This is a genomic window from Cohnella xylanilytica, assembly GCF_014212175.1.
GTDB classification, from domain to species: Bacteria; Bacillota; Bacilli; order Paenibacillales; family Paenibacillaceae; genus Cohnella; species Cohnella xylanilytica.
Window position 1 is genome coordinate 1 of record NZ_JACJVR010000139.1, and the last position, 20,349, is coordinate 20,349.

Consider the following 20,349-nt stretch of genomic DNA (forward strand, 5'->3'; position numbering starts at 1 on the left):
CCCTTAAATACGAGGGACGAATCCAGGAGAGCTTATTTGGCCCCAAACGGGGGAAATCGGGGCTTTTTGGCCCAAATAACGTCTCTCCAGTTCGTTACAATTTCTGAAGCCGCCTTTTCGAGTAAATAGCGTCTCTCAGATTCGTTACGTTCCCGCCGGCGGACGAATGCGAAGGTTATCGGGTCGGTTTCTACGACGTAGGTACCGTCGGGACGCCGCCGCGACGTCCAGCAATGCCGCAGAAGCCATCGGGACGCCGCCGCGACGTCCGGCAATGCCGCAGATACCGTCGGGACGAAACCGCAACGGTCCAGCAATGCCGCAGAAGCCATCCGGACGCCGCCGCGACGTCCGGCAATGCCGTAGACCGTCGGAAGGATGCCACGAGAAACATCGGGTTGATCCCGAAGGTTTCAGCGGATGCAGGCGCCAACGCGCGATGTCGAGGGTCACGGCCGGGCGCTAGCGCGGTATCGGCGAAGCCGGACCGTACGAGCGAGCTTAGTACCCCCGCAAGTAGGCCTCGGCGATCGGAGCCCGATGGTTCGGGCCGTCGAGCTCGCGCAGGGCGTCGATCGCCCAGTACGGGTTGCGGAGCATGCCGCGCCCGATCGCGACCAGGTCGGCGTCGCCGTTCGCGACGACGCTCTCGGCCAGCTTCGGATCGTCCAGCAGGCCGACGGCCATGACCGGCACGCCGAGCTTCTCGCGGATCGCGCGGGCGTACGGAACCTGGTAGCCGGGGTAGTTGCCCGGCTTGCGGGCGCCCGCGGGCCCTTCGCCGCCGGTGGAGACGTCGAACAGGTCGACGCCGGCGTCGCGGTATGCCTCGAACACGCGCAGGCCGTGCTCGAGATCGTAGCCGTAATCCGCGTATTCGACGGCGGATACCCGCATCAGGAGCGGCATGTCCGGCGGGAGAACCTTCTTGACCGCCCGGACGACTTCCACCCCGAACTTGGCGTAGTCGCGGCCGAACTCGTCGTCCCGCTTGTTGATGCCGGGGGAATGGAATTGGTGGATCAAATAGCCGTGCGCCCCGTGCAGCTCGATCGTGTCGACGCCCGCTTCGACGGCGCGCCGCGCGGCGTCCGCGAATTGGCCGACGATCTTCCAGGCCTCTTCGGTCGTCAAGGCCCGCGGCGTCTTCGCCGTCGGTTCGAAAGGCTCGTTCCAAGGTCCGACGGGCGGCTCGGCGTCCAGCGCCTTGCGCCCCGCGTGCGCGATCTGGATGGCGACCTTGGCGCCGTGCTTGTGCAGCTCGTCGATGATTCGCTTGAAGGCGGGAATCTGCTCGTCCGACCAGAGCCCGAGATCGCGATTGCGGATGCGGCCGTCGGGATCGACGTCCGTCATCTCGATGATGACGAGCCCGGTTCCGCCGACGGCCCGGGAGACGTAGTGGACGAAATGCCAATCGTTCGGCGCTCCGTCCTCCGCGTCGACCGAATATTGGCACATCGGACTCATGACGATGCGGTTGCGAAGGGACAGCGACTTCAATTCGTAAGGCGAACCTAACCGGCTCATGTTCCTCTCCTCCTCCTGCGGGGTCTCTCTCGCTAGGATGATCCCGTTCCTCCCCATTTTAACCGAACCGCTTCGGATCGCAAGTGCAATTCCTTATATTCGGGTTGGAAAATAGGATTTACCGCCGCGCAGCGCGCAACGCCGCAACGCAAAAAGAAAAAAGCATCCGCTCCGCTTCCGCGGGCGATGCTTCGTTCCCCGATCAGATCAGCAGCGTGATGACCAGCAGCTCGTAGAGCACGAGAGTAAGAATCGAGTTCGCGGCGTAAGGGCCGAAGAACCGATGATCGTGCTCCGTGGGGCGGGTCACCAGATGGAGATGGCAGCCGTCGGTGCCGACGATGGTGCCTTCGTACGTATGGCCGTCGATCGTCTGAACCCGGACGGGGCGGTTCAGGTGGCGGCCGCAGATCCCGGCGAGCTTCTGCCGGTGCTTCTTCACGTGCTCGGTCCATGCCTCGTCGGCTTGGTACAGAACCGAGCCGGTTCCGGCCGAACGGACGCTCATGGGCAACCCTCCTCGTGGGGCGAATCTGGTCATAGCCTATGCGCCCGCCCAAGGAAAGGTTCCGAGGCGTCGCCCGAATCCGAAGCCCCGCCAAAAATAAGCAGCTTGGCGATCTGAACGGATGGAGTGCGCGGGCAAGGAGACAATGATATAATGGACGGGCAAGACGTACGGAGGAAGGGGAGGAAGGTTTTGGGTCGTTTCGTGGTCTGCGATCATCCGCTGATCCAGCATAAAGTGACTTTTCTACGCGACAAAAATACAGACACCAAGCAATTCCGCGAATTGGTGGACGAGCTGTCGACCTTGATGGCTTACGAGGTAACGCGGGACATTCCGCTCGAGACGGTGACGGTGGAGACGCCGGTGTCCGAAGCGGAAGGACGCGTCATCGCCGGCCGGATGCTCGGCTTGATCCCGATTCTGCGCGCGGGGCTCGGGATGGTGGACGGCATGCTCAAGCTGCTGCCCTCCGCCAAGGTCGGCCATATCGGCCTGTACCGGGATCCGGAGACGCTGAAGCCGGTGGAGTACTACTTCAGCCTGCCGTCCGACGTGACGGAGCGGGAGCTGATCGTGCTCGATCCGATGCTGGCGACCGGAGGCTCGGCCAACGCGGCGATCGAATCGCTGAAGCAGCGGAACTGCCGCCCGACGAAGCTGGTCTGCCTGATCGCGGCGCCGGAAGGCGTCAAGGCCGTTCAAGAAGCTCATCCCGACATCGACATCTACGTCGCGGCGCTGGACAAGTACCTGAACGACCACGGCTACATCGTCCCCGGCCTCGGGGATGCGGGAGACCGCCTGTACGGAACCAAATAAGGACGGGGTACCCGTATCCGGCTTAAGGAGAGACCGAAGTGAGCGCGATTAAAGTCATGACCATATTCGGCGTGCGCCCGGAAGCGATCAAGATGGCGCCGCTTATTCTGGAGTTGCGGAAGTATCCGGGCCTCATCGAGCCGATCGTCTGCGTCACGGCGCAGCATCGCGAGATGCTCGACCAGGTGCTGGAAGTGTTCAAGATCGAGCCCGACTACGATCTGGACGTCATGAAGCCCGGCCAGACGCTGAACGAGATCACCGTGCGCGTGCTGCAGGGGCTGGAGCCGGTTCTCCGCGAGGCGAAGCCGGACGTGGTGCTCGTGCACGGCGACACGCTGACGACGTTCCTGGCGAGCTACGCGTCGTTCATCCAGCAGATCAAGGTCGGCCACGTCGAGGCGGGCCTCCGCACGTGGAACAAGCTCGATCCGTTCCCGGAGGAGATGAACCGCCAGCTGACCGGCGTGCTGGCCGACATGCACTTCGCGCCGACCGACTGGTCGGCGGGCAACCTGCGCAAGGAGAACAAGCCCGAAGAGAACGTCTACGTCACCGGCAACACGGTGACGGACGTGTTCCAATACACGGTGAAGCCCGAGTTCGGCCACCCCGTGCTGGAGTGGGCGAAGGGCAAGCGGCTCGTCCTCATGACGGCCCACCGGCGGGAATCGCAGGGCGAGCCCCACCGCCGGATCTTCCGGGCGGTGCGCCGGATCGCCGACGAGTTCGAGGACATCGCGATCGTGTATCCGGTCCACCCGAGCCCGGCGGTCAAGGAGCCGGCCCAGGCGATGCTCGGCGATCATCCGCGCATCAAGCTGATCGACCCGCTCGACGTGGTCGAGCTGCACAATTTCTATCCGCATACGCACCTCATCCTGACGGACTCCGGCGGCCTGCAGGAGGAAGCCCCGTCATTCGGAGTGCCGGTGCTGGTCCTGCGCGAGACGACCGAGAGGCCGGAAGGCATCGAAGCGGGAACGCTGGAGCTCGTCGGAACCGAGGAGGAAGCGGTGTACGCCCGGACGAAGGCGCTGTTGACGGATTCGTCCACCTACGAGAGGATGAGCAAGGCGGCCAACCCGTACGGGGACGGCCAGGCGTCCCGGCGGATCGCGGAAGCGATCCTGCATCATTTCGGCCGGGGCGAGAGACCCGAGCCGTTCCGGCGCTAGAGAGGCCGAGAGACTCGGCGATTCTCGCAGGACGCCCGGCGGCGGCATTCGAATCCGCAATCGTCAGACTCGTGTTATGACCAGACGCCCGCCCCGTCAGAGAGGGGCGAAGCGTTTGGTCATTCGCATGCCGGAGGCGGGAATCCGGAGGCCGGAAGAGGGGATGGAGAGACGTACCGGTTGACTTTGGGCGGAAGGAAGGTTTAAATGAAATGGCGGCGACGGCGTTCACACAACGTTCACAAAAAAAGCTCCTATCGTTGAAAACCCTTCAACATCACAGCATACAGTAAAGCTGTACGGTTGCTTCTCGCGAGAAGTCTAGGATTTACAAGGGTTTTCGGCCCTCCGTTCACCAAAAGTTTAAGGAAATCGAATTGACAAACCTTCCGAGCCTCCGATAAAATGTATGAGGATTGACAGGGGTACAAATCATGAAAGATAAGGGCAGCGGAGACAACCCTTGGCGCGCGCTAGGAATGGTCGGCGCCTTGGGGTTCGAGGTCGCCATGTGCGCCTTGGCGGGTTACTGGGTCGGAGGCTGGATCGGAGGGACGCGAGGCTGGCAAGCCGGCGGCGTTCTGACCGGCTTGGGCATCGGTATCTGGTTGGCTATTCTGCTTGTCAAGAAGGTCTTGGAGAAACATGATGAATGAGCTCTTGGGGAAGTCGATCCGAATCGCGACGTTCTTCCTATCGGCCTGCTTGCTAGTCTGGGCCTTCGTCCCGGAGTGGCGGATCTATTCGGCGGGCGTGATGTTGGGTGTCGCGGCGAGCGTCGTCAACGCGATCATGCTGCGAAGGCGGGTGGATTTGCTCGGAACCGTTTACAGAGACAATCCCAATCCGCCGCGGCGGGTGAGCCTGGGGCTCGCGGGCCGATTGGCGACCGTGCTTCTGGCTTCGATGCTGGCGTATCGCAAACCTGAGTTTTTTCATCTGCCTTCTGTGTTGTTCGCTTGTTTCTTCATGCCTATCGTTAATTTGGTGCTCGCCTATGCGAGCAGCAAGCGAGATACCTGACGGAAAGGAGGGAAACACTGCAGCATGCATGAATTTCCCGTGCTAGAGGTCGCTGGACTTCACATTGACGTATCGGCGTTCATCGCGATCACGGTCTCGGCTATCATCACCTTCGTTCTGGCCAGACTGGCCGTTCGCAAACTCTCGGTCGACAATCCGTCCAAGCTTCAGAACTTCATGGAGTGGGTGGTCGAGTTCGTTCACTCGACGATCGCCAGCACGATGCCGATGAAGCGGGTACGTCCGTTTCTCGCGCTCGGGATGACTCTCATTATGTTCATCTTCGTGTCGAACCTTCTCGGATTGCCGTTCGGGATCGTGACGGAACATCACCATACGAGCTCGTTCGTCACGCAGGAGATGCTGGACAAGCACCACGGCGAAGTCGAACTGGCCTGGTGGAAGTCGCCTACGGCGGATTTGAACGTTACGGGGGGCCTCGCGCTCATCGTCTTCATCCTCGTACACTTCCTGGGCCTCAAGATGAACCGGAAGCATTACATCAAACACTACTTCCAGCCGTTCTGGTTCTTCTTCCCTCTGAACCTGATCGAGACGATCGCCAAGCCGGTCACGCTGGCGCTCCGGCTCTACGCCAACATCTTCGCCGGCGAGGTTCTGATCGCGACGATCCTGATGCTAGGCGTCGTCGGTACTCCGTTCATGATCGTATGGCAAGGCTTCAGTATCTTCGTCGGGGCCATCCAAGCGTTCCTGTTCACCATCCTGACGATGGTGTACATCTCGCAGGCGGCCATCCACGACGAGGAAGAACACGCGCATTAAGCCGATCCGCCTAATCGGGCGATACTTGACGGTAAATTAACAACCATTTTGAGGAGGATTTCAACACTATGGATTACAATGTTCTGGCAGCAGCTATCGCAGTAGGTCTTGGCGCTATCGGCGCCGGCGTCGGTAACGGTCTGATCGTCAGCAAGACGGTAGAAGGCATCGCTCGTCAGCCGGAGAGCGCAAGCAAGCTCCAAACGACGATGTTCATCGGCGTAGGTATCGTCGAAGTCGTGCCGATCATCGGCGTCGTTATCGGCTTCCTCGCTTTCTTCAGCTAATCGGATATCCCAAGAACCATGGCGGGGAAGGCCAGAGCCCTCCACGCCATCGTTTTTTGAAGAGAAGGAATAGAATGCGGAAAGGAGTGCAACGATGGACAATCTACATTGGGAATCGTTCGTATACGCGATCGTAGCGTTTCTGATTCTGTACTTGCTGCTGAACAAGTACGCCTTCGGGCCGCTGTTCGGAATCATGGAGAAGCGCCGCCTGCTCGTCAAGGAGCAGATGGACAACGCCGAGAAGAACCGCCAGGAATCGGAGAAGTTCCTGGAAGAACAGAAGCAAGCGTTGCAACAAGCCCGCAAGGAAGCTTACGAGATTATCGAGCAGGCGAAGACGACCGGCTCGAAGCAAGCGGACGAGATCGTCCAAGCGGCCCGCGGCGAAGCGAACCGCCTGAAGGACGAAGCGGTGCGCGAGATCGAGAGCGAGAAGAACAAGGCGGTTGCTTCCGTCAAGGCGCAGGTCAGCGGCCTGTCCGTCCTGATCGCATCGAAGATCATCGAGAAGCAGGTTGACGAGAAGACCCAGAGCGAGCTGGTCGATAAATACCTCCAAGAGGTAGGGACGAAGTCATGAGCCGCAGCACCGTAGTCGCGAAGCGTTACGCCAAGGCGCTCTTCGATCTGGCTCGGGAGCAGAACCTCGTCGCCGAGGTGGAGACGCAGCTGCAGCTCCTCGTGAACGCCATCGGACAGAACTCGGATTTCCAAGCATTCCTCGCGTCTCCCAGCATTCTGGCGAAGACGAAGATCGAGACGCTCGCCCGTTCGTTCGACGGGAAGCTGTACCCGATCGTGCTGAACACGGTCGGCCTTCTGATCGAGCGCGGCCGCCAGGGCGAACTGCCCGCCGTGCTGGAAGCATATCTCAAAGTGGCTGGAGAAGCGCTTGGACGGGCCGATGCTCACGTGACGTCCGCGCAGCCGCTATCCTATGGCGAGAAAGACCAATTGGCCAAGAAATTCGGCGCTTTGCTCGGCAAGACGGTCCGTGTGCACAATACGGTCGATTCGTCCTTGCTCGGGGGACTCACGGTCCGCATCGGAGACACGTTGTACGACGGAAGCCTCCGCGGCAAGTTGAATCGTCTGGACAAAGCGCTGCAATCGTCGGCAAATTAGACAGGGGTGAACGAATTGAGTATCCGGCCTGAAGAGATCAGCACGCTGATTAAACAACAGATCGAAAATTATCAATCCGATATTCAAGTCGTGGACGTCGGTACGGTCATCCAAGTCGGTGACGGTATTGCGCGCGTGCACGGGTTGGAGAACTGTATGGCGGGCGAACTGCTCGAATTCGCCGACGGCACCGTCGGCATGGCGTTGAACCTCGAAGAGAGCAACGTCGGCGTCGTCATCATGGGCCCGTACACGGGCATCCGCGAAGGCGACCAAGTCAAGCGCACCGGCCGCATCATGGAAGTGCCGGTCGGCGAAGAACTGCTCGGCCGCGTCGTGAACGCGCTGGGCCAGCCGGTTGACGGCAACGGTCCGATCAACACGAAGAAGTTCCGCCCGATCGAATCCCCGGCTCCGGGCGTCATGGCCCGTAAATCGGTCTTCGAGCCGATGCAGACCGGCATCAAGGCGATCGACGCGATGATCCCGATCGGCCGCGGCCAACGGGAGCTCATCATCGGCGACCGCCAGACGGGCAAGACGACGATCGCGATCGACACGATCGTCAACCAGAAGGGCAATGGCGTCATCTGTATCTACGTCGCCATCGGCCAGAAGCAATCGACCGTCCGTACCGTCGTCGAATCCCTGCGCCGCCAAGGCGCCCTGGATTACACGATCGTCGTTACGGCGAGCGCATCCGAGCCTTCCCCGCTCTTGTACATCGCCCCGTACACCGGCTGCGCGATGGGCGAAGAGTTCATGTATAACGGCAAGCACGTCCTGATCATCTACGACGACTTGTCCAAGCAAGCGGCCGCATACCGCGAATTGTCCTTGCTGCTCCGCCGTCCTCCGGGACGCGAAGCGTATCCGGGCGACGTCTTCTACCTGCACTCCCGTCTGCTGGAGCGCGCGGCGAAGCTGAACGACGAGCTCGGAGGCGGATCCCTGACCGCGCTTCCGTTCATCGAGACGCAAGCGGGCGACGTATCGGCGTACATTCCGACGAACGTCATCTCCATCACGGACGGACAGATCTTCCTCGAGTCCGACCTGTTCTACTCCGGCCAACGTCCGGCGGTTAACGTCGGTATCTCCGTATCCCGGGTAGGCAGCTCGGCGCAGATCAAGGCGATGAAGAAGGTAGCGGGCACGCTGAAGACCGACTTGGCCCAATACCGCGAGCTGGCGGCGTTCGCCGCGTTCGGCTCCGACCTCGATAAAGTTACGCAATCCCGCCTCGACCGCGGTATTCGCACGCTGGAGATCCTCAAGCAGGGCGTCAACGCGCCGTTGCCGGTCGAACGTCAAGTCGTCTCTCTCTTCCTCGTGACGAGAGGGCACACCGACAGCATTCCGGTCGAGGACGTTCGCCGCTTCGAAGCCGAGTTCCTGGCTTACGTGGACGCGAACCGTCCGGAGATCTTCGCTTCCATCCGCGATACCAAGGACTTGACCTCCGACAACGAGAAGGCTCTTATCGACGCGATCGGCGCCTTCAAGAAGAGCTTCTCCACGACGGCTTAAGCCTTCGACATAGAACGAGCTGATGAGCCGGGCCGCCCCGAACGTTCGGGGAGCCCGGCAACAAGGTGGTGACATGAATGGCTAAAGGGATGCGCGAAATCAAGCGCCAGATCAAGAGCACGCAGAACACGAAGCAGATCACCAAGGCGATGGAGATGGTCGCCGCTTCGAAGCTGAAGCGCGCGACGAACGCCGCTCTCGCGAGCCGGCCGTACTCCGACAAGCTGAAGGAGGTCGTCTCCAGCATCGCTTCGAGTTCCGGCGGCGTGAAGCATCCGATGCTTCAGAGCCGGGAGATCAAGCGGACCGCGTACCTGGTCATCTCTTCCGACCGCGGGCAAGCGGGCGGCTTGAACAACAATCTGCTGAAGAAGCTGGTCGAGACGATCAAGTCGAAGCACAAATCCGCGGACGAATACGCCCTCTTCGTCATCGGGCGCAAAGGCTTCGATTACTTCAAACGGCGCGGTTACGCGGTTCGTCAGGAAGTCATCGGCGTTCCGGACTCCCCGACCTTCGCGGACATCAAGTCCATCGCTTCGGCGGCGGTAGGCGGCTTCGAGAACGGGGACTACGACGAGCTGTACGTCGTCTATAACCGGTTCGTCAACGCGATCTCGCAGATTCCGACGATCAAGAGAATGCTCCCGCTGGACGCTTCGCAGCTGGAAGGCGGCAAGTCGGGTCCGACCGCGGATTACGAGTACGAGCCTTCCGCGGAGGAAGTGCTGAGCGTGCTCCTTCCCAAGTACGCGGAGACTCTCGTGTACAGCGCCCTGCTGGAGAACAAGGCGAGCGAGTTCGGCGCGCGGATGACCGCCATGGGCAACGCGACGAAGAACGCGACGAAGATGATCGCCCAATATACCTTGAACTACAACCGTGCGCGTCAGGCCGCCATCACGCAGGAGATCGCGGAGATCGTCGGCGGCGCGAACGCACTCAGTTAACGGATCGTAATCGAAGTTACAGGAGGGACACGAATGAGCAAGGGGCGTATTGTCCAGGTCATGGGCCCCGTCGTCGACATCGAGTTCGACCACGGCCACCTGCCTGACATCTATAACGCAATCAAGATTCAGCATTCCGGGGAACGCGAGATCAACCTGACGGTCGAAGTCGCGACTCACCTCGGGGACAACCTGGTTCGCGCCGTCGCCATGTCGTCGACGGACGGCCTGGTCAGAGGCATGGAAGCCGTCGATCTGGGCGGACCGATCACCGTTCCGGTCGGACCGGCTACTCTCGGCCGCGTCTTCAACGTTCTCGGCGACCCGATCGACAACAACGGCGACGTCGACCGTTCGATCAGCAACCCGATCCACCGCAACGCTCCGGTCTTCGACGAGCTGTCCACGCAGCAAGAGATGCTGGAGACGGGCATCAAGGTTATCGACCTGATGGCTCCGTACGCCAAGGGCGGTAAAGTCGGCCTGTTCGGCGGCGCCGGCGTCGGCAAAACCGTTACGATGCAGGAGCTTATTCATAACATCGCCCAAGAGCACGGCGGTATCTCCGTATTCGCCGGCGTCGGCGAGCGTACCCGCGAAGGGAACGACCTCTACCACGAGATGAGCGACTCCGGCGTTATCTCGAAGACCGCGATGGTCTTCGGCCAGATGAACGAGCCGCCGGGAGCGCGTCTGCGCGTCGCCCTGACCGGCCTGACGATGGCCGAGTACTTCCGCGACCAAGAGGGCCGCGACGTGCTTCTGTTCATCGACAACATCTTCCGCTTCACGCAAGCGGGTTCCGAAGTATCCGCCCTGCTCGGACGCATGCCGTCCGCGGTAGGTTACCAGCCGACGCTGGCGACCGAGATGGGCCAACTGCAAGAACGGATCACCTCCACGAAGAAAGGTTCCGTTACCTCCATCCAGGCGATCTACGTTCCGGCGGACGACTACACCGACCCGGCACCGGCAACCGCGTTCGCCCACTTGGACTCGACGACGAACCTGGAGCGTAACATCGCGGCGATGGGTATCTTCCCGGCCGTCGACCCGCTCGCTTCTTCTTCCCGGATCCTCGCTCCGGAGATTCTGGGCGAAGAGCACTACAACGTCGCTCAAGGCGTCAAGAAGCTGCTGCAGCGCTATAAGGAACTGCAGGACATCATCGCCATCCTCGGGATGGACGAATTGTCCGAAGAAGACAAGATGGTCGTTCACCGCGCCCGTCGCGTCCAATTGTTCCTGTCGCAGCCGCTGCACGTAGCCGAAGCGTTCAACGGCATCCCGGGCGTCTACGTCCCGGTCAAGGAGACCGTACGCAGCTTCAAAGAAATTCTTGAAGGCAAGCACGACGATCTTCCGGAGCCCGCGTTCCACAACGTCGGCACCATCGAAGAAGCCGTCGAGAAGGCGAAAAAGCTCGCACAAGGGCTCTAATCCGCCGCTAAGGAGGAATACCAATGAGCACCTTACGGTTGGAGATCGTTACGCCGGAACGGAAGGTCTACGAGGAAGACGTGAACATCGTGATCGCCAAGGGCGTCAGCGGAGAGCTGGGCGTCCAGGCGGGCCACGTGCCGCTCGTCACTCCTCTGAAGATCGCGCCGGTCAGGGCCAAGAAGGGCAACTCGGAAGAGCTCATCGCCGTTCACGGCGGCTTCATGGAAGTGCGCACGGACAAAGTGGTGATCTTGGCCGAGGCGGCCGAACGCGGCGCCGACATCGACGTGTCCCGGGCTCTCCAGGCCAAGGAACGCGCCGAGCAGCGCCTGGCCGGCAAGCAGGAAGAGATCGACCACAGGCGGGCGGAGCTTGCTCTGCAGCGCGCAGTTACGCGGATTCAGACGTCCGGCAAATAACAGGCTTCATCCGAATCGCCGAGAAGCGGCTCCCGAGAGGGACGCGCTTCTCGGCGATTTTTTGTTCCATCCTTTCTTTCCTAAAATTTACATAAAAATGGTTGTCAATATTGTCTAATGAAGGTATATTTATGTTGTAAATAGAAAAAGAGATGCAAACTTCTATTTACAACAAAAATATAGGGAGGTGAAGGCTAACTTTTTTTAGAGGTTCTAGTACCGAAAAAATATAAAGGAGGAATTTAAAATGAAGAATGTATGGACGTCCAAAAAAAAGCTTGGCGTAACGGGATTAGCTCTAGGTTTGTTTTTGCTCGCAGGTAGTAGTATGGCATATGCGTACAGTGGCGATTATTCTTTTGATATTGGTTTTTCCGTTACCGGCGACTATGACCATAGCTTATCTAATAGTGCCACTTCTACTAGCGTATCGGCAGATACCTACTCGCAATATACGGGCGAGGTACTTGATCAGAAAGAAAAGTTTACCGTTTATATTGAAAAGAAAAGCTCATTGACAAGCTATAATACAGGACAAATCACCGCAAATGGTGTAACCGTAACCAAGAATTTCGGCACAGTAAGCAGCGGCACTTATAGAGTCAAAGTTATTAAAAACACGGGCAATGGGAATCTCCAAAAAGTCGTTGGTGACGGACAGATCAAACAGTAAAGAGTTAGGGGCATAATCGTGGACAATATCCTTGTTACGAATAATATTTCGAAAGTGTACGGAGAGGGTGCCAATGCTGTTACAGCATTGCACCCCCTTTCTTTAAAGGTGAGGTCCGGCTCGATCCATGTAATTCTAGGGAAAAGCGGCTCGGGGAAGACCACCTTGTTGCATCTGCTTGCCGGCATGGATAAACCAAGTCGTGGAACGGTACAATTCCGCGGCCAAGACATATCCAGCTTATCGGATGTTCAGCTTGCGCAGTTGAGAGGGGCCAAGTATGGATTCGTATTTCAGTTTTTTCATTTAGTGCCGGAGCTATCGGTATACGATAACATCGCGCTTCCCGCCATTTTCGCCAAACGCAAGGTTACTCCTAGCCAAATCAATGACCTGGCGGCCAGTTTGGGAATACTGGGGAAAGTCCGCTTTTTTCCCAATGAGCTTTCAGGCGGAGAAAAACAACGAGTAGCGATTGCCAGAGCGATGATAAACGAGCCCGACATTCTTTTCGCAGACGAGCCGACAGGGAATCTGGATCAGCAGAACAGCAATCAAGTGATGGACTTGCTATTGAAGTTATGCAAGCGCAATGGAACCACGCTCATTATGGTTACTCATAACGAATCGCTTGTACCGAACCCGGATTTCCTCTATTGGATGGAGGATGGCAAGCTTAAGCAATTATAAACGAGGGTTGATTATGCCAATCTGGTTGTTATCCGTTAAAACGCTAGTGAACAAGAGAGTTTTTTTCTCGCTTTTATTATTGGTTACCATCGCGTCTCTGCTTCTCTTGGTTTTATCTAGCGCTGCTATTCATGGAATCAAAGCGGCTATCTATGAGAAATCCGCTTTAAAGTTCGGGAATCATCAGTTGGTTATGAACGATCTGACCGCTGCAAAGGCGAAAACCATAAAGGCGGATTCCGACGTCAAAGCAAGCGGAGAGGTAACCCTCGCGGGTTCCTATTTATTATCCGAATCGCCAAAGGAGATTTACGGTACGATTGGATATATGGACGAACAAGCCTTAAAGATCGGCCATATTCAATTGCTAACAGGGGACTTTCCAGACGAGAGGGACAAGGTTGCTATAGAATCGGCGTATGCCGACATTCTGGATGTGAAGATCGGCGATTGCGTTACATTAAAAGCCGATTCGCAAGATTCCTGTTACCGAATTTCCGGAATCGTCAAGGATTATTCGTCCTATTGGACCGTACCGGATTACTTGGTCAAGGGTACCAACGACTTTCCGAACCTTTTTGTAAATAGGGATAAAATCCAGAGCTTCAAGCAACAAGGCAAGACAAAGAGCAATCTGCTTGTCGTTCTTAAAAACGACTCCCCGGAAACAGCTAATATATTCATGGACAAGAATAAGGTTAAAAGCGAGGATGCCTATTTTAACTTTAACAGGTACGATCGCGGCTTGTCCGATTATAGAATCCTTTCGAAGCTCTCCACGAGCTTCAATATCATTATCGTCATCGCCGTGCTCTTCTCAGTTTACCATATCTATATGACCGTACATGCTCATTATAAGAAAAGCATGGCCATATTTATGGCTGTTGGAGCGACAGGCAAAAGGCTGTACCATATCGCTTTTTTGCAGTGTCTGTTTATTATTCTCTGCAGCTCGGTTGTTGCCGTTCCTATTGGATTGGCACTTAGCTCCTTATTCATATCCCTTACGTATGGAGGGACGGGTACGGGCTTCTTCCTTCCCGCTGTCATTGTCGGAAGGATGATCTTATGGATCGTCATGATCTTTCTTATTCTTCTTCTATCGTCCGTCTTCTCCCTCCGCAAGCAACTCCGTCATTCGATCGTTCAAGGGCTTAACGGCGAAACGACCTTGTTCACTAGAAATCATTCGCTATACGAGAAGATAAGCGGATTGCCGTTTGCGCTAAAATACTTGATTATCCAGATTACGGGTCAACTGAAATCCAAAGCGATAGCGGTCATTAGCATATCCTTCGGGATCATTCTCTTGTTCTTCACCCAATTGTATGCCGGGGAAACAGAATCCACGGGCCATGGCCCCGACTATTACCTAGCTTCAAAAATCACGACGGTGTCCAAAACAATCAACGGGTTTCAAGTCGTCCTCAATCAAAATGATTCGTTCGATCCCGCTTGGGCAGCCGAGTTGGAACGGATGAAGGGAGTTCAAGCTATCGATAAAAAAACGTACGCGCAGGGAACGAATATGTTGTTGGAGGATAACCAACTGGACCCGTTCTTATCGAATTGGAGGGATCGTTACAGCGGGCGGGTAGGAGAGTACGTATCCATGCCGGAACTTCCCGACAGGTTAACGATTATTCCAAATACCGATTTCATTGCCGTCAATGACGACTCTTTTCAATATCTGAATTCAAAATACTTGAGTAATGAACAATCCCTATCCGAATTCAAAAAAGGAAATTCCATTCTTTTGTTTTATCCGATTAACGATTCGGAACGGCCGGATGCAGGAAAAGTCGGGTTAAAAAAAGGCGATCTAGTGCGGCTGGGCAGAATCGAACTAGACAGAGGCTCCGAGAGCCAATATCGCTACCGGCAATGGGAGTACGAGGTCGGCGGAGTCATTCTGCAGCCGTTCGCTATTCAATCCGGGGAACATTTTCGAACAAGCGACCGTATCGTAGCCGTCGTCCATGAGAATGATTTGGGAGAGAACAGCGCATTCAGGGGCTACGAGAGCTTGGAAATTTATGTCCAGGATCGAATAGATGAGGATTCCATGAACAAAATCGATAAGGCGGCCAAAAGGCTGGCGGCTTACTTTCCCGGAAGTCTTTTTTATTCGGATCGCGAGCAGTCGCAGAAAGAGAAATCTCTGATAAACACTTTGTTGATTTTAGGCCAGATTCTTTTTGTCATCATTACTCTCTTCACCGCGATCAGCGTGTCGTTAATTTTGTATTCCACGGTTATGCTTAAGCAGAAAGAGTACGCGACGTTGCGCGCAATCGGAATGAGTCTTCGTAAACTTAAAAGGTTCCTTTATTTAGAGACCATGGTGTATTCGCTGGCCGCCTTTTTGATAAGCGGAATATTTATCTTTATACAGATGTATTCGTCTTCTCCCAGCAAAGGGGTATCCCACTATTGGATGTATTATTACATCGCCGTAGGTATAACCTTTGGCTGCATAATGGTATCGACCTTTATTCCTCTAAGAGGCCTAGGAAGATTCAGCCTATCCGATAAGCTTCGAAGCGAGAATTAGAACGTTCTTCGTCCGCAGATCAGGAGTAGAGGAAGTTGCAGAAAACCGAAAAAAAGTCCATAGTTTAGAGTAGATCAGGCGTTTATGCGACCCATGCGAAAGCCGAAACATTAAACGATGGAAGATGAGGCGCTCATGCAACTGGAAGAAATAAAAAATGCGATGGAAGACGTCATTATTATCGGAGCCGGTCCCTGCGGGCTGTCGGCGGCCGCCGAGCTGCAGGACAAGGGCTTCAACCCGCTCATCATCGAGAAGGAAAACGTCGTTCATTCGATCAGCTGTTATCCGATCAATATGCAGTTCTTCAGCACCCCCGAGCTACTGGAGATCGCGGGCATTCCGTTTATCACGCCGAACGACAAGCCGTCGCGCCTCGAAGCGCTGCATTATTACCGCATCGTGTCGGAGCGCAGGCAGCTGCGGATCCGGCGCTACGAGCGGGTGACGGCCGTTCATAAGGAGGACGACGGCTCGTTCCGGGTCGTATCGGCCAATAGGGCCGGAGAAGCGCTGGAGACGCGGGCCCGGGCCGTTATCGTGGCGACGGGCTACTTCGACCACCCGAACCGCATCGGCATACCGGGAGAAGAGCTGCCGCACGTCAGCCATTTCTTCCGGGAAGCCCACCCGTACGCGGGGACGAGGGTCGTCATTATCGGCGGAAGCAACTCCGCGGTAGACGCGGCGCTCGAATTGGTCCGGGTCGGAGCGCAAGTGACCATCGTCTACCGGGGCGAGTCCGTCTCCGACAATGTGAAGCCGTGGGTGCGGCCGCTCCTGCTCTCCAACGTGACGAAGGGTCGAATCGACTTAAGGTTGAAAGCCCGGGTCGTCGAGATTCGCCATGGCGACGTCACGGTCGAGGAGGAAGAGGGACGGCGGACGCTGGAGACCGACTTTGTGCTCGCGATGACCGGCTTCCGCCCCGATCGCGGGTTCTTGCGCTCGATGGGCATCGAAGCGCCGGACGGCATCATCCCGCCGACGCACGATCCGGAGACGATGGAGACGAACGTGCCGGGCCTCTATCTGGCGGGAGTCGTCTCCACCGGACGCGACGCGAACGAGATCTTCATCGAGTCCGGACGGTACCACGGCCGCAAGATCGCGGAGCATCTGGCGAGCAAACGGGATCATTGAATCTACGATGCGCAATGCCGACAGTCCTTGCGAAGAGGATTGTCGGCTTTTGCACGTTGTCTTTGAAGAGCCATTAGGCGGCTTCATGGGCGCGTCTCTTTTCTTTTCCGTCGCTGCCAATGCTCCCCGTTTGACGGGATGAAAACGTTGCCCGTATACTGATGGAGGAACCCGAGCCATGAGAACGGTTATCACTGGCTATTTTCATAACAAACGTTCATATGCTCGGACAGCAATCGGGAGGCACACGCCATGAGACGCGCATCATCGTTCGAGATCGTCGCCGCACGCGCCTGGAACGTCCTGAACGAAGGACGTCCGTTCACTCCGGTGTTCGTGGCCGGCGTTTTCTTGCTCTGCCATATCGGCGACTGGGGGCAGCCCGCGTACTGGTCGGCAATGGCCGGCGCTCTAGGAGCGGTACTGCCTTTGTTCGTCGTCTATTTCTTTTACGATTTTCCGCTGTATCTGCGCAATTACCTGTGGCTACCCGTCGTGGCGGCGGTCGTCATATGGGAGGGGACAAGGGACGTCCTCGGCTTATGGCTCGCGGGCATCGGCCTGTTCTTCTTCTTCACGGTGTTCTTCTGGGGAACGTTCTACTATCGCATGCGTATCGGAACGCCTTGGAACAACTTCGCGAGATTCTGGAAGCTCGTGCTCCAGCACAGCGACTCGACGAGCGGCAACGCGCAGGAACAACTGCCGAAGACGATGCTGCTCCTCTACCTGCTGCACCTGACTTATGGCTGGATTCGCGGGGGCGGTGCCAAGGCGGCGGATTGGGGAACGCTGTACGTCTTCATCGCGGCGGTCTGGCTGCTCGCGTGGATTCTGCACCGCTACCTGTTCGACTGGAAGCCGAAGGAGCGGACGGAATCGCCCGGAACGCTCCCGAGGGTCGGGGAGGCGGTCAGCCGCAAGGTGTACGTGCTCGTCGTCGACGGGATGCGCAAGGAGCGGTTCGAGCAGGCGAACGCGCCGTTCCTGAAGAAGCTTCGCGCGGAGGGCACGGAGTTCACCTCCATGGAGACGGTGTACCCGGCCCGAACGGTCGTCTGCTTCTCCTCGATGTTCACGGGGGCGTACCCGCGGGAGCACGGCATCAAGTCGAACTTCGTCTACCGGCTCGGCGTCCGGACGGAGACGATCTTCGACAGCTTGCGGAAGGTCGGCAAAACGGGAAGGCTGCTCGGAATCGCGCACCTGATCGATTCGATGGGAGACGACGTCGACGCGATCACCGCGGTCATGCGCCACGACCGGGCGGACGCCGAGACGGTGGAGATGGCCAAGCGGATCGTGGAGGAGCGCAACCCGGATCTGATGGTCGTCCAGCTGATCGGAACGGACCAGATCGGGCACAGCCGGGGCGTGTTCTACGACGATTACATCGAGAAAATCGAAGAGGCCGACCGGCTTCTGGAGAATTTCGTCGGCTGGCTGAGCGAGCGGGGGCTGCTGGAGGAAGCGACGATGATCGTCTGCGCGGACCACGGACAGGCGATCGGCATCGGCGGCCACGGCCATCTGGACGAGGGCGAGCGGTTCGTTCCGTTTTTCCTGGCGGGGCACGGCATCCGGCGAGGGGTTAGGGTAGATGCGCCGCATTCGCTCGTATCCATGGCCCCGACGCTGGCTTACCTGCTCGGAGCGCCTTACCCGGATCACAGCCGGGGGCCGGTATTGACGGAAGCGCTGGAGTCGTTCGGCGACCGCTCGGCGGCAATCGAGAAGAAGGAAGGATACGGATCCTCTTGAAAATAAGCAAAATCGTCGTGTTCCTTCCGGCCTACAACGAAGAGAACAATATCGGACAACTCATTCCGCGCGTCCCGAGGGACTTCCTCCCCGGCGCGGAGGTCGAAGTGCTCGTCATCGACGACGGCTCGCGGGACGGCACGGCGGAAGCCGCCCGCCGCGCCGGGGCGGACCGCGTCGTCTCGCTGGGGACGAACCGCGGCCTTGGAGCCGCCGTTCGGGAAGGGCTCCGTCAATGCGTGGAGCTGGGCGCGGACGTCGGGCTTATGATCGATGCGGACAACGAATACCCGCCGGAGCAAATCCCGGAGGTGCTGGAGCCGATTATCCGCGGCGAAGCGGATTATACGATGGGCTCCCGGTTCAAGGGGCAGATCCAGGGGATGACGCTCGTCCGGCGCCTCGGCAATTACGGCTTCACACTGCTCCAGGTGCTGCTGCTGCGCCGCTGGATCTGGGACGGGCAGTCCGGGATGCGCGGCTTCTCGCGGGAAGCGATGAAGGCGGCGCGGATTATTCACGATTACAATTACGCGCAGGTGCTCACGCTGAACCTGATGCGCCAGGGGTTCCGGATGAAGGAGATTCCGATCCGCTACCGCGTGCGGACCGAAGGCGAGTCGTTCATCCGGTTCCGGCAGTACGCGCGCAAGGTGCTGCCGGCCGTCTGGCGGGAGCTGCGCGCGCCCGTGGAGAGGCGGACGGGCGAGAGCGGGTTGAAGGTCTGGATGAAGGCCGGCAGGAACGAGGCGGAAGGGGAAGTGCGGGGACGTGGGGGATAAGCGTCAGCATGCCGGATACGGCCGAAGCCTCGGCCGGAGCGGACGGGACAAGCTCGCGTACGCGACGGCCTTGGCGCTGCTCGCGGGGTGGGCGATCTACGCGTTCGCCCACCTCTCTCCTTGGGCCGCATCGTGGGACGAGGTCGACTTCGCGCTTGCGCTCGACCGCTTCGACCTGCTGGCGATGCAGCCCCACGCTCCGGGCTATCCGTACTTCATCCTGGGCGGCCGGCTCATGCGCGTCTTCCTGGACAACCCGGCGCAGGCTCTCGCCTTGTGGAATCTGACGCTGACGATCGGCTCCGCCTATCCGGTATTCGCGCTGGCCCGGCGGCAGCTCGGAGCCCCTCATCTGGCGGCGCTGGCGGCCGCGATCGCGCTCGCGCTGCCGATGAACGCGACGCTGGCGACCGGCGCGATGTCCGAGGGAGCGGCGCTCGCCTTGCTCTGGTGGTACTTGTGGTCGCTGACGGCCGCGGCCGAGCGGCGCACGACGCTTGCGTGGACCGGGGCGTCCTTCGCGTTCGGGCTGCTCATGGGAACGCGGCTCAGCTACGCGCCGTTCGGCCTCGGGCTGCTCTTGCTGTGGCTGGCGGAAGCGGCGGCAAGCCGGAACGGAAGCGGGCGGATGGCGCCCGGCGGACGGGGGACGGCGATAGGGAGAGCGGTCGGCTGGCCGCTGATCGCGGCGGCGTTCCAACTGCTCTGGCTGGCCGGGCTGGCCGTCGCCGAGGGCGGCTTCGCGGGCATGCTAAGCCTGATCGAGGCGTTCGCGGCGGGCCACTTCTCGGAGTGGGGCGGCGGCGTCGCGACGGTGGCCATGCCCTTCGGCGACCGGCTGCTGCTGTTCGCCGGCGACAACGTCCTGTGGACGGGCGCGTTCGCCCGCCTGCCCGCGCTACTTGCGCTGACGGCGCTGCTGCTCGGCGCCGCCGTCGTCCTGCGCGGCCTGGAGCCGCCGTCCGCGCCCGATGGATCCAGGAGCCGCCTCCCGATTCGGCGGCTCGTCTCGCCTGCGGCGCTGCTGGCGCTGCCGGCGTTCGCCTACGGCGCGTGGGCGCTGCTCGGCCAGAACATCGCCAAGCCGCGCCATGCCGCCCCGCTCGCCGCGCTGCTCGCCTTCGCGCTGGCGGTCTTCGCGC

Annotated in this window: 21 protein-coding genes; 19 read left to right on the forward strand and 2 right to left on the reverse strand. The window is 58.7% G+C overall.

Features of this window, described 5'->3' with window-relative positions; genetic code table 11:
* Positions 1-501: 501 nt before the first annotated feature.
* Entirely contained in the window at positions 502-1,530 is a 1,029-nt protein-coding gene (locus tag H7B90_RS30550; protein ID WP_185139693.1) for an NADH:flavin oxidoreductase/NADH oxidase, read from the reverse strand.
* A gap of 202 nt (positions 1,531-1,732) precedes the next feature.
* A complete protein-coding gene (locus H7B90_RS30555) occupies positions 1,733-2,038 on the reverse strand; it encodes an LSm family protein (RefSeq protein ID WP_185139694.1) in 306 nt (101 codons plus the stop codon).
* A 192-nt stretch (positions 2,039-2,230) separates the two neighbouring features.
* On the opposite strand from H7B90_RS30555, the gene upp reads away from it, so the two are divergent.
* From upp to H7B90_RS30650, 19 genes are all read left to right on the forward strand, one after another.
* Positions 2,231-2,860 (forward strand): uracil phosphoribosyltransferase, encoded by a 630-nt coding sequence (gene upp / locus H7B90_RS30560; protein WP_185139695.1) that lies wholly within the window; start codon positions 2,231-2,233, stop codon positions 2,858-2,860.
* Between the two features lie 38 nt (positions 2,861-2,898).
* The gene (wecB, locus tag H7B90_RS30565) at positions 2,899-4,038 is read left to right on the forward strand and encodes a non-hydrolyzing UDP-N-acetylglucosamine 2-epimerase (RefSeq protein WP_311772841.1); all 1,140 of its coding nucleotides are present in this window, start codon (positions 2,899-2,901) and stop codon (positions 4,036-4,038) included.
* A gap of 434 nt (positions 4,039-4,472) precedes the next feature.
* Positions 4,473-4,694, forward strand: coding sequence for a hypothetical protein (locus tag H7B90_RS30570; protein ID WP_185139696.1), 222 nt, complete (start codon positions 4,473-4,475; stop codon positions 4,692-4,694).
* Complete coding sequence (locus H7B90_RS30575; RefSeq protein ID WP_185139697.1) at positions 4,687-5,061, forward strand: ATP synthase subunit I; 375 nt, start codon at positions 4,687-4,689, stop codon at positions 5,059-5,061. Before H7B90_RS30570 ends, H7B90_RS30575 begins: the two co-directional genes overlap by 8 nt.
* A 24-nt stretch (positions 5,062-5,085) precedes the next feature.
* Positions 5,086-5,847, forward strand: coding sequence for a F0F1 ATP synthase subunit A (gene atpB / locus H7B90_RS30580; protein WP_185139698.1), 762 nt, complete (start codon positions 5,086-5,088; stop codon positions 5,845-5,847).
* A 68-nt stretch (positions 5,848-5,915) separates the two neighbouring features.
* Positions 5,916-6,134, forward strand: coding sequence for a F0F1 ATP synthase subunit C (atpE, locus tag H7B90_RS30585; protein WP_185139699.1), 219 nt, complete (start codon positions 5,916-5,918; stop codon positions 6,132-6,134).
* Between the two features lie 94 nt (positions 6,135-6,228).
* Positions 6,229-6,717, forward strand: coding sequence for a F0F1 ATP synthase subunit B (atpF, locus tag H7B90_RS30590; RefSeq protein WP_185139700.1), 489 nt, complete (start codon positions 6,229-6,231; stop codon positions 6,715-6,717).
* A complete protein-coding gene (locus H7B90_RS30595) occupies positions 6,714-7,262 on the forward strand; it encodes a F0F1 ATP synthase subunit delta (protein ID WP_185139701.1) in 549 nt (182 codons plus the stop codon). The genes atpF and H7B90_RS30595 overlap by 4 nt, the downstream gene beginning before the upstream one ends.
* Positions 7,263-7,277: 15 nt before the next feature.
* Positions 7,278-8,792 (forward strand): F0F1 ATP synthase subunit alpha, encoded by a 1,515-nt coding sequence (gene atpA, locus H7B90_RS30600; protein WP_185139702.1) that lies wholly within the window; start codon positions 7,278-7,280, stop codon positions 8,790-8,792.
* A 77-nt stretch (positions 8,793-8,869) separates the two neighbouring features.
* Positions 8,870-9,742 carry an ATP synthase F1 subunit gamma gene (gene atpG, locus H7B90_RS30605; protein ID WP_185139703.1) on the forward strand — a complete coding sequence of 291 codons (873 nt, stop codon included), beginning with the start codon at positions 8,870-8,872 and terminating at the stop codon, positions 9,740-9,742.
* A gap of 33 nt (positions 9,743-9,775) precedes the next feature.
* Complete coding sequence (gene atpD, locus H7B90_RS30610) at positions 9,776-11,182, forward strand: F0F1 ATP synthase subunit beta (RefSeq protein ID WP_185139704.1); 1,407 nt, start codon at positions 9,776-9,778, stop codon at positions 11,180-11,182.
* A 23-nt stretch (positions 11,183-11,205) separates the two neighbouring features.
* On the forward strand, positions 11,206-11,604 hold the full coding sequence (locus tag H7B90_RS30615) for a F0F1 ATP synthase subunit epsilon (protein WP_185139705.1): 399 nt from the start codon (positions 11,206-11,208) through the stop codon (positions 11,602-11,604).
* A gap of 247 nt (positions 11,605-11,851) precedes the next feature.
* Positions 11,852-12,277 (forward strand): hypothetical protein, encoded by a 426-nt coding sequence (locus tag H7B90_RS30620; RefSeq protein ID WP_185139706.1) that lies wholly within the window; start codon positions 11,852-11,854, stop codon positions 12,275-12,277.
* Positions 12,278-12,295: 18 nt separating this feature from the next.
* Positions 12,296-12,967, forward strand: a complete 672-nt coding sequence (locus tag H7B90_RS30625; RefSeq protein ID WP_185139707.1) for an ABC transporter ATP-binding protein — start codon at positions 12,296-12,298, stop codon at positions 12,965-12,967.
* 13 nt (positions 12,968-12,980) lie between these two features.
* Positions 12,981-15,521, forward strand: a complete 2,541-nt coding sequence (locus tag H7B90_RS30630) for an ABC transporter permease (protein ID WP_185139708.1) — start codon at positions 12,981-12,983, stop codon at positions 15,519-15,521.
* Between the two features lie 162 nt (positions 15,522-15,683).
* A complete protein-coding gene (locus H7B90_RS30635; RefSeq protein WP_185139713.1) occupies positions 15,684-16,664 on the forward strand; it encodes a YpdA family putative bacillithiol disulfide reductase in 981 nt (326 codons plus the stop codon).
* Between the two features lie 252 nt (positions 16,665-16,916).
* Positions 16,917-18,425, forward strand: a complete 1,509-nt coding sequence (locus H7B90_RS30640; RefSeq protein ID WP_185139709.1) for an alkaline phosphatase family protein — start codon at positions 16,917-16,919, stop codon at positions 18,423-18,425.
* Positions 18,422-19,207, forward strand: coding sequence for a glycosyltransferase family 2 protein (locus H7B90_RS30645; RefSeq protein WP_185139710.1), 786 nt, complete (start codon positions 18,422-18,424; stop codon positions 19,205-19,207). Before H7B90_RS30640 ends, H7B90_RS30645 begins: the two co-directional genes overlap by 4 nt.
* Positions 19,197-20,349: glycosyltransferase family 39 protein (locus tag H7B90_RS30650; RefSeq protein ID WP_185139711.1), on the forward strand; the 1,153-nt coding region annotated here is incomplete at its 3' end. The genes H7B90_RS30645 and H7B90_RS30650, both read left to right, overlap by 11 nt.

What these genes read in the sequence shown, in the direction of transcription:
- H7B90_RS30550 (WP_185139693.1), bottom strand. Translation starts at nt 1,530, where the DNA reads ATGAGCCGGTTAGGTTCGCCTTACGAATTGAAGTCGCTGTCCCTTCGC.
- H7B90_RS30555 (WP_185139694.1), bottom strand. Translation starts at nt 2,038, where the DNA reads ATGAGCGTCCGTTCGGCCGGAACCGGCTCGGTTCTGTACCAAGCCGAC.
- H7B90_RS30570 (WP_185139696.1), top strand. Translation starts at nt 4,473, where the DNA reads ATGAAAGATAAGGGCAGCGGAGACAACCCTTGGCGCGCGCTAGGAATG.
- H7B90_RS30575 (WP_185139697.1), top strand. Translation starts at nt 4,687, where the DNA reads ATGAATGAGCTCTTGGGGAAGTCGATCCGAATCGCGACGTTCTTCCTA.
- atpB (WP_185139698.1), top strand. Translation starts at nt 5,086, where the DNA reads ATGCATGAATTTCCCGTGCTAGAGGTCGCTGGACTTCACATTGACGTA.
- atpE (WP_185139699.1), top strand. Translation starts at nt 5,916, where the DNA reads ATGGATTACAATGTTCTGGCAGCAGCTATCGCAGTAGGTCTTGGCGCT.
- atpF (WP_185139700.1), top strand. Translation starts at nt 6,229, where the DNA reads ATGGACAATCTACATTGGGAATCGTTCGTATACGCGATCGTAGCGTTT.
- H7B90_RS30595 (WP_185139701.1), top strand. Translation starts at nt 6,714, where the DNA reads ATGAGCCGCAGCACCGTAGTCGCGAAGCGTTACGCCAAGGCGCTCTTC.
- atpG (WP_185139703.1), top strand. Translation starts at nt 8,870, where the DNA reads ATGGCTAAAGGGATGCGCGAAATCAAGCGCCAGATCAAGAGCACGCAG.
- atpD (WP_185139704.1), top strand. Translation starts at nt 9,776, where the DNA reads ATGAGCAAGGGGCGTATTGTCCAGGTCATGGGCCCCGTCGTCGACATC.
- H7B90_RS30615 (WP_185139705.1), top strand. Translation starts at nt 11,206, where the DNA reads ATGAGCACCTTACGGTTGGAGATCGTTACGCCGGAACGGAAGGTCTAC.
- H7B90_RS30620 (WP_185139706.1), top strand. Translation starts at nt 11,852, where the DNA reads ATGAAGAATGTATGGACGTCCAAAAAAAAGCTTGGCGTAACGGGATTA.
- H7B90_RS30630 (WP_185139708.1), top strand. Translation starts at nt 12,981, where the DNA reads ATGCCAATCTGGTTGTTATCCGTTAAAACGCTAGTGAACAAGAGAGTT.
- H7B90_RS30635 (WP_185139713.1), top strand. Translation starts at nt 15,684, where the DNA reads ATGGAAGACGTCATTATTATCGGAGCCGGTCCCTGCGGGCTGTCGGCG.
- H7B90_RS30640 (WP_185139709.1), top strand. Translation starts at nt 16,917, where the DNA reads ATGAGACGCGCATCATCGTTCGAGATCGTCGCCGCACGCGCCTGGAAC.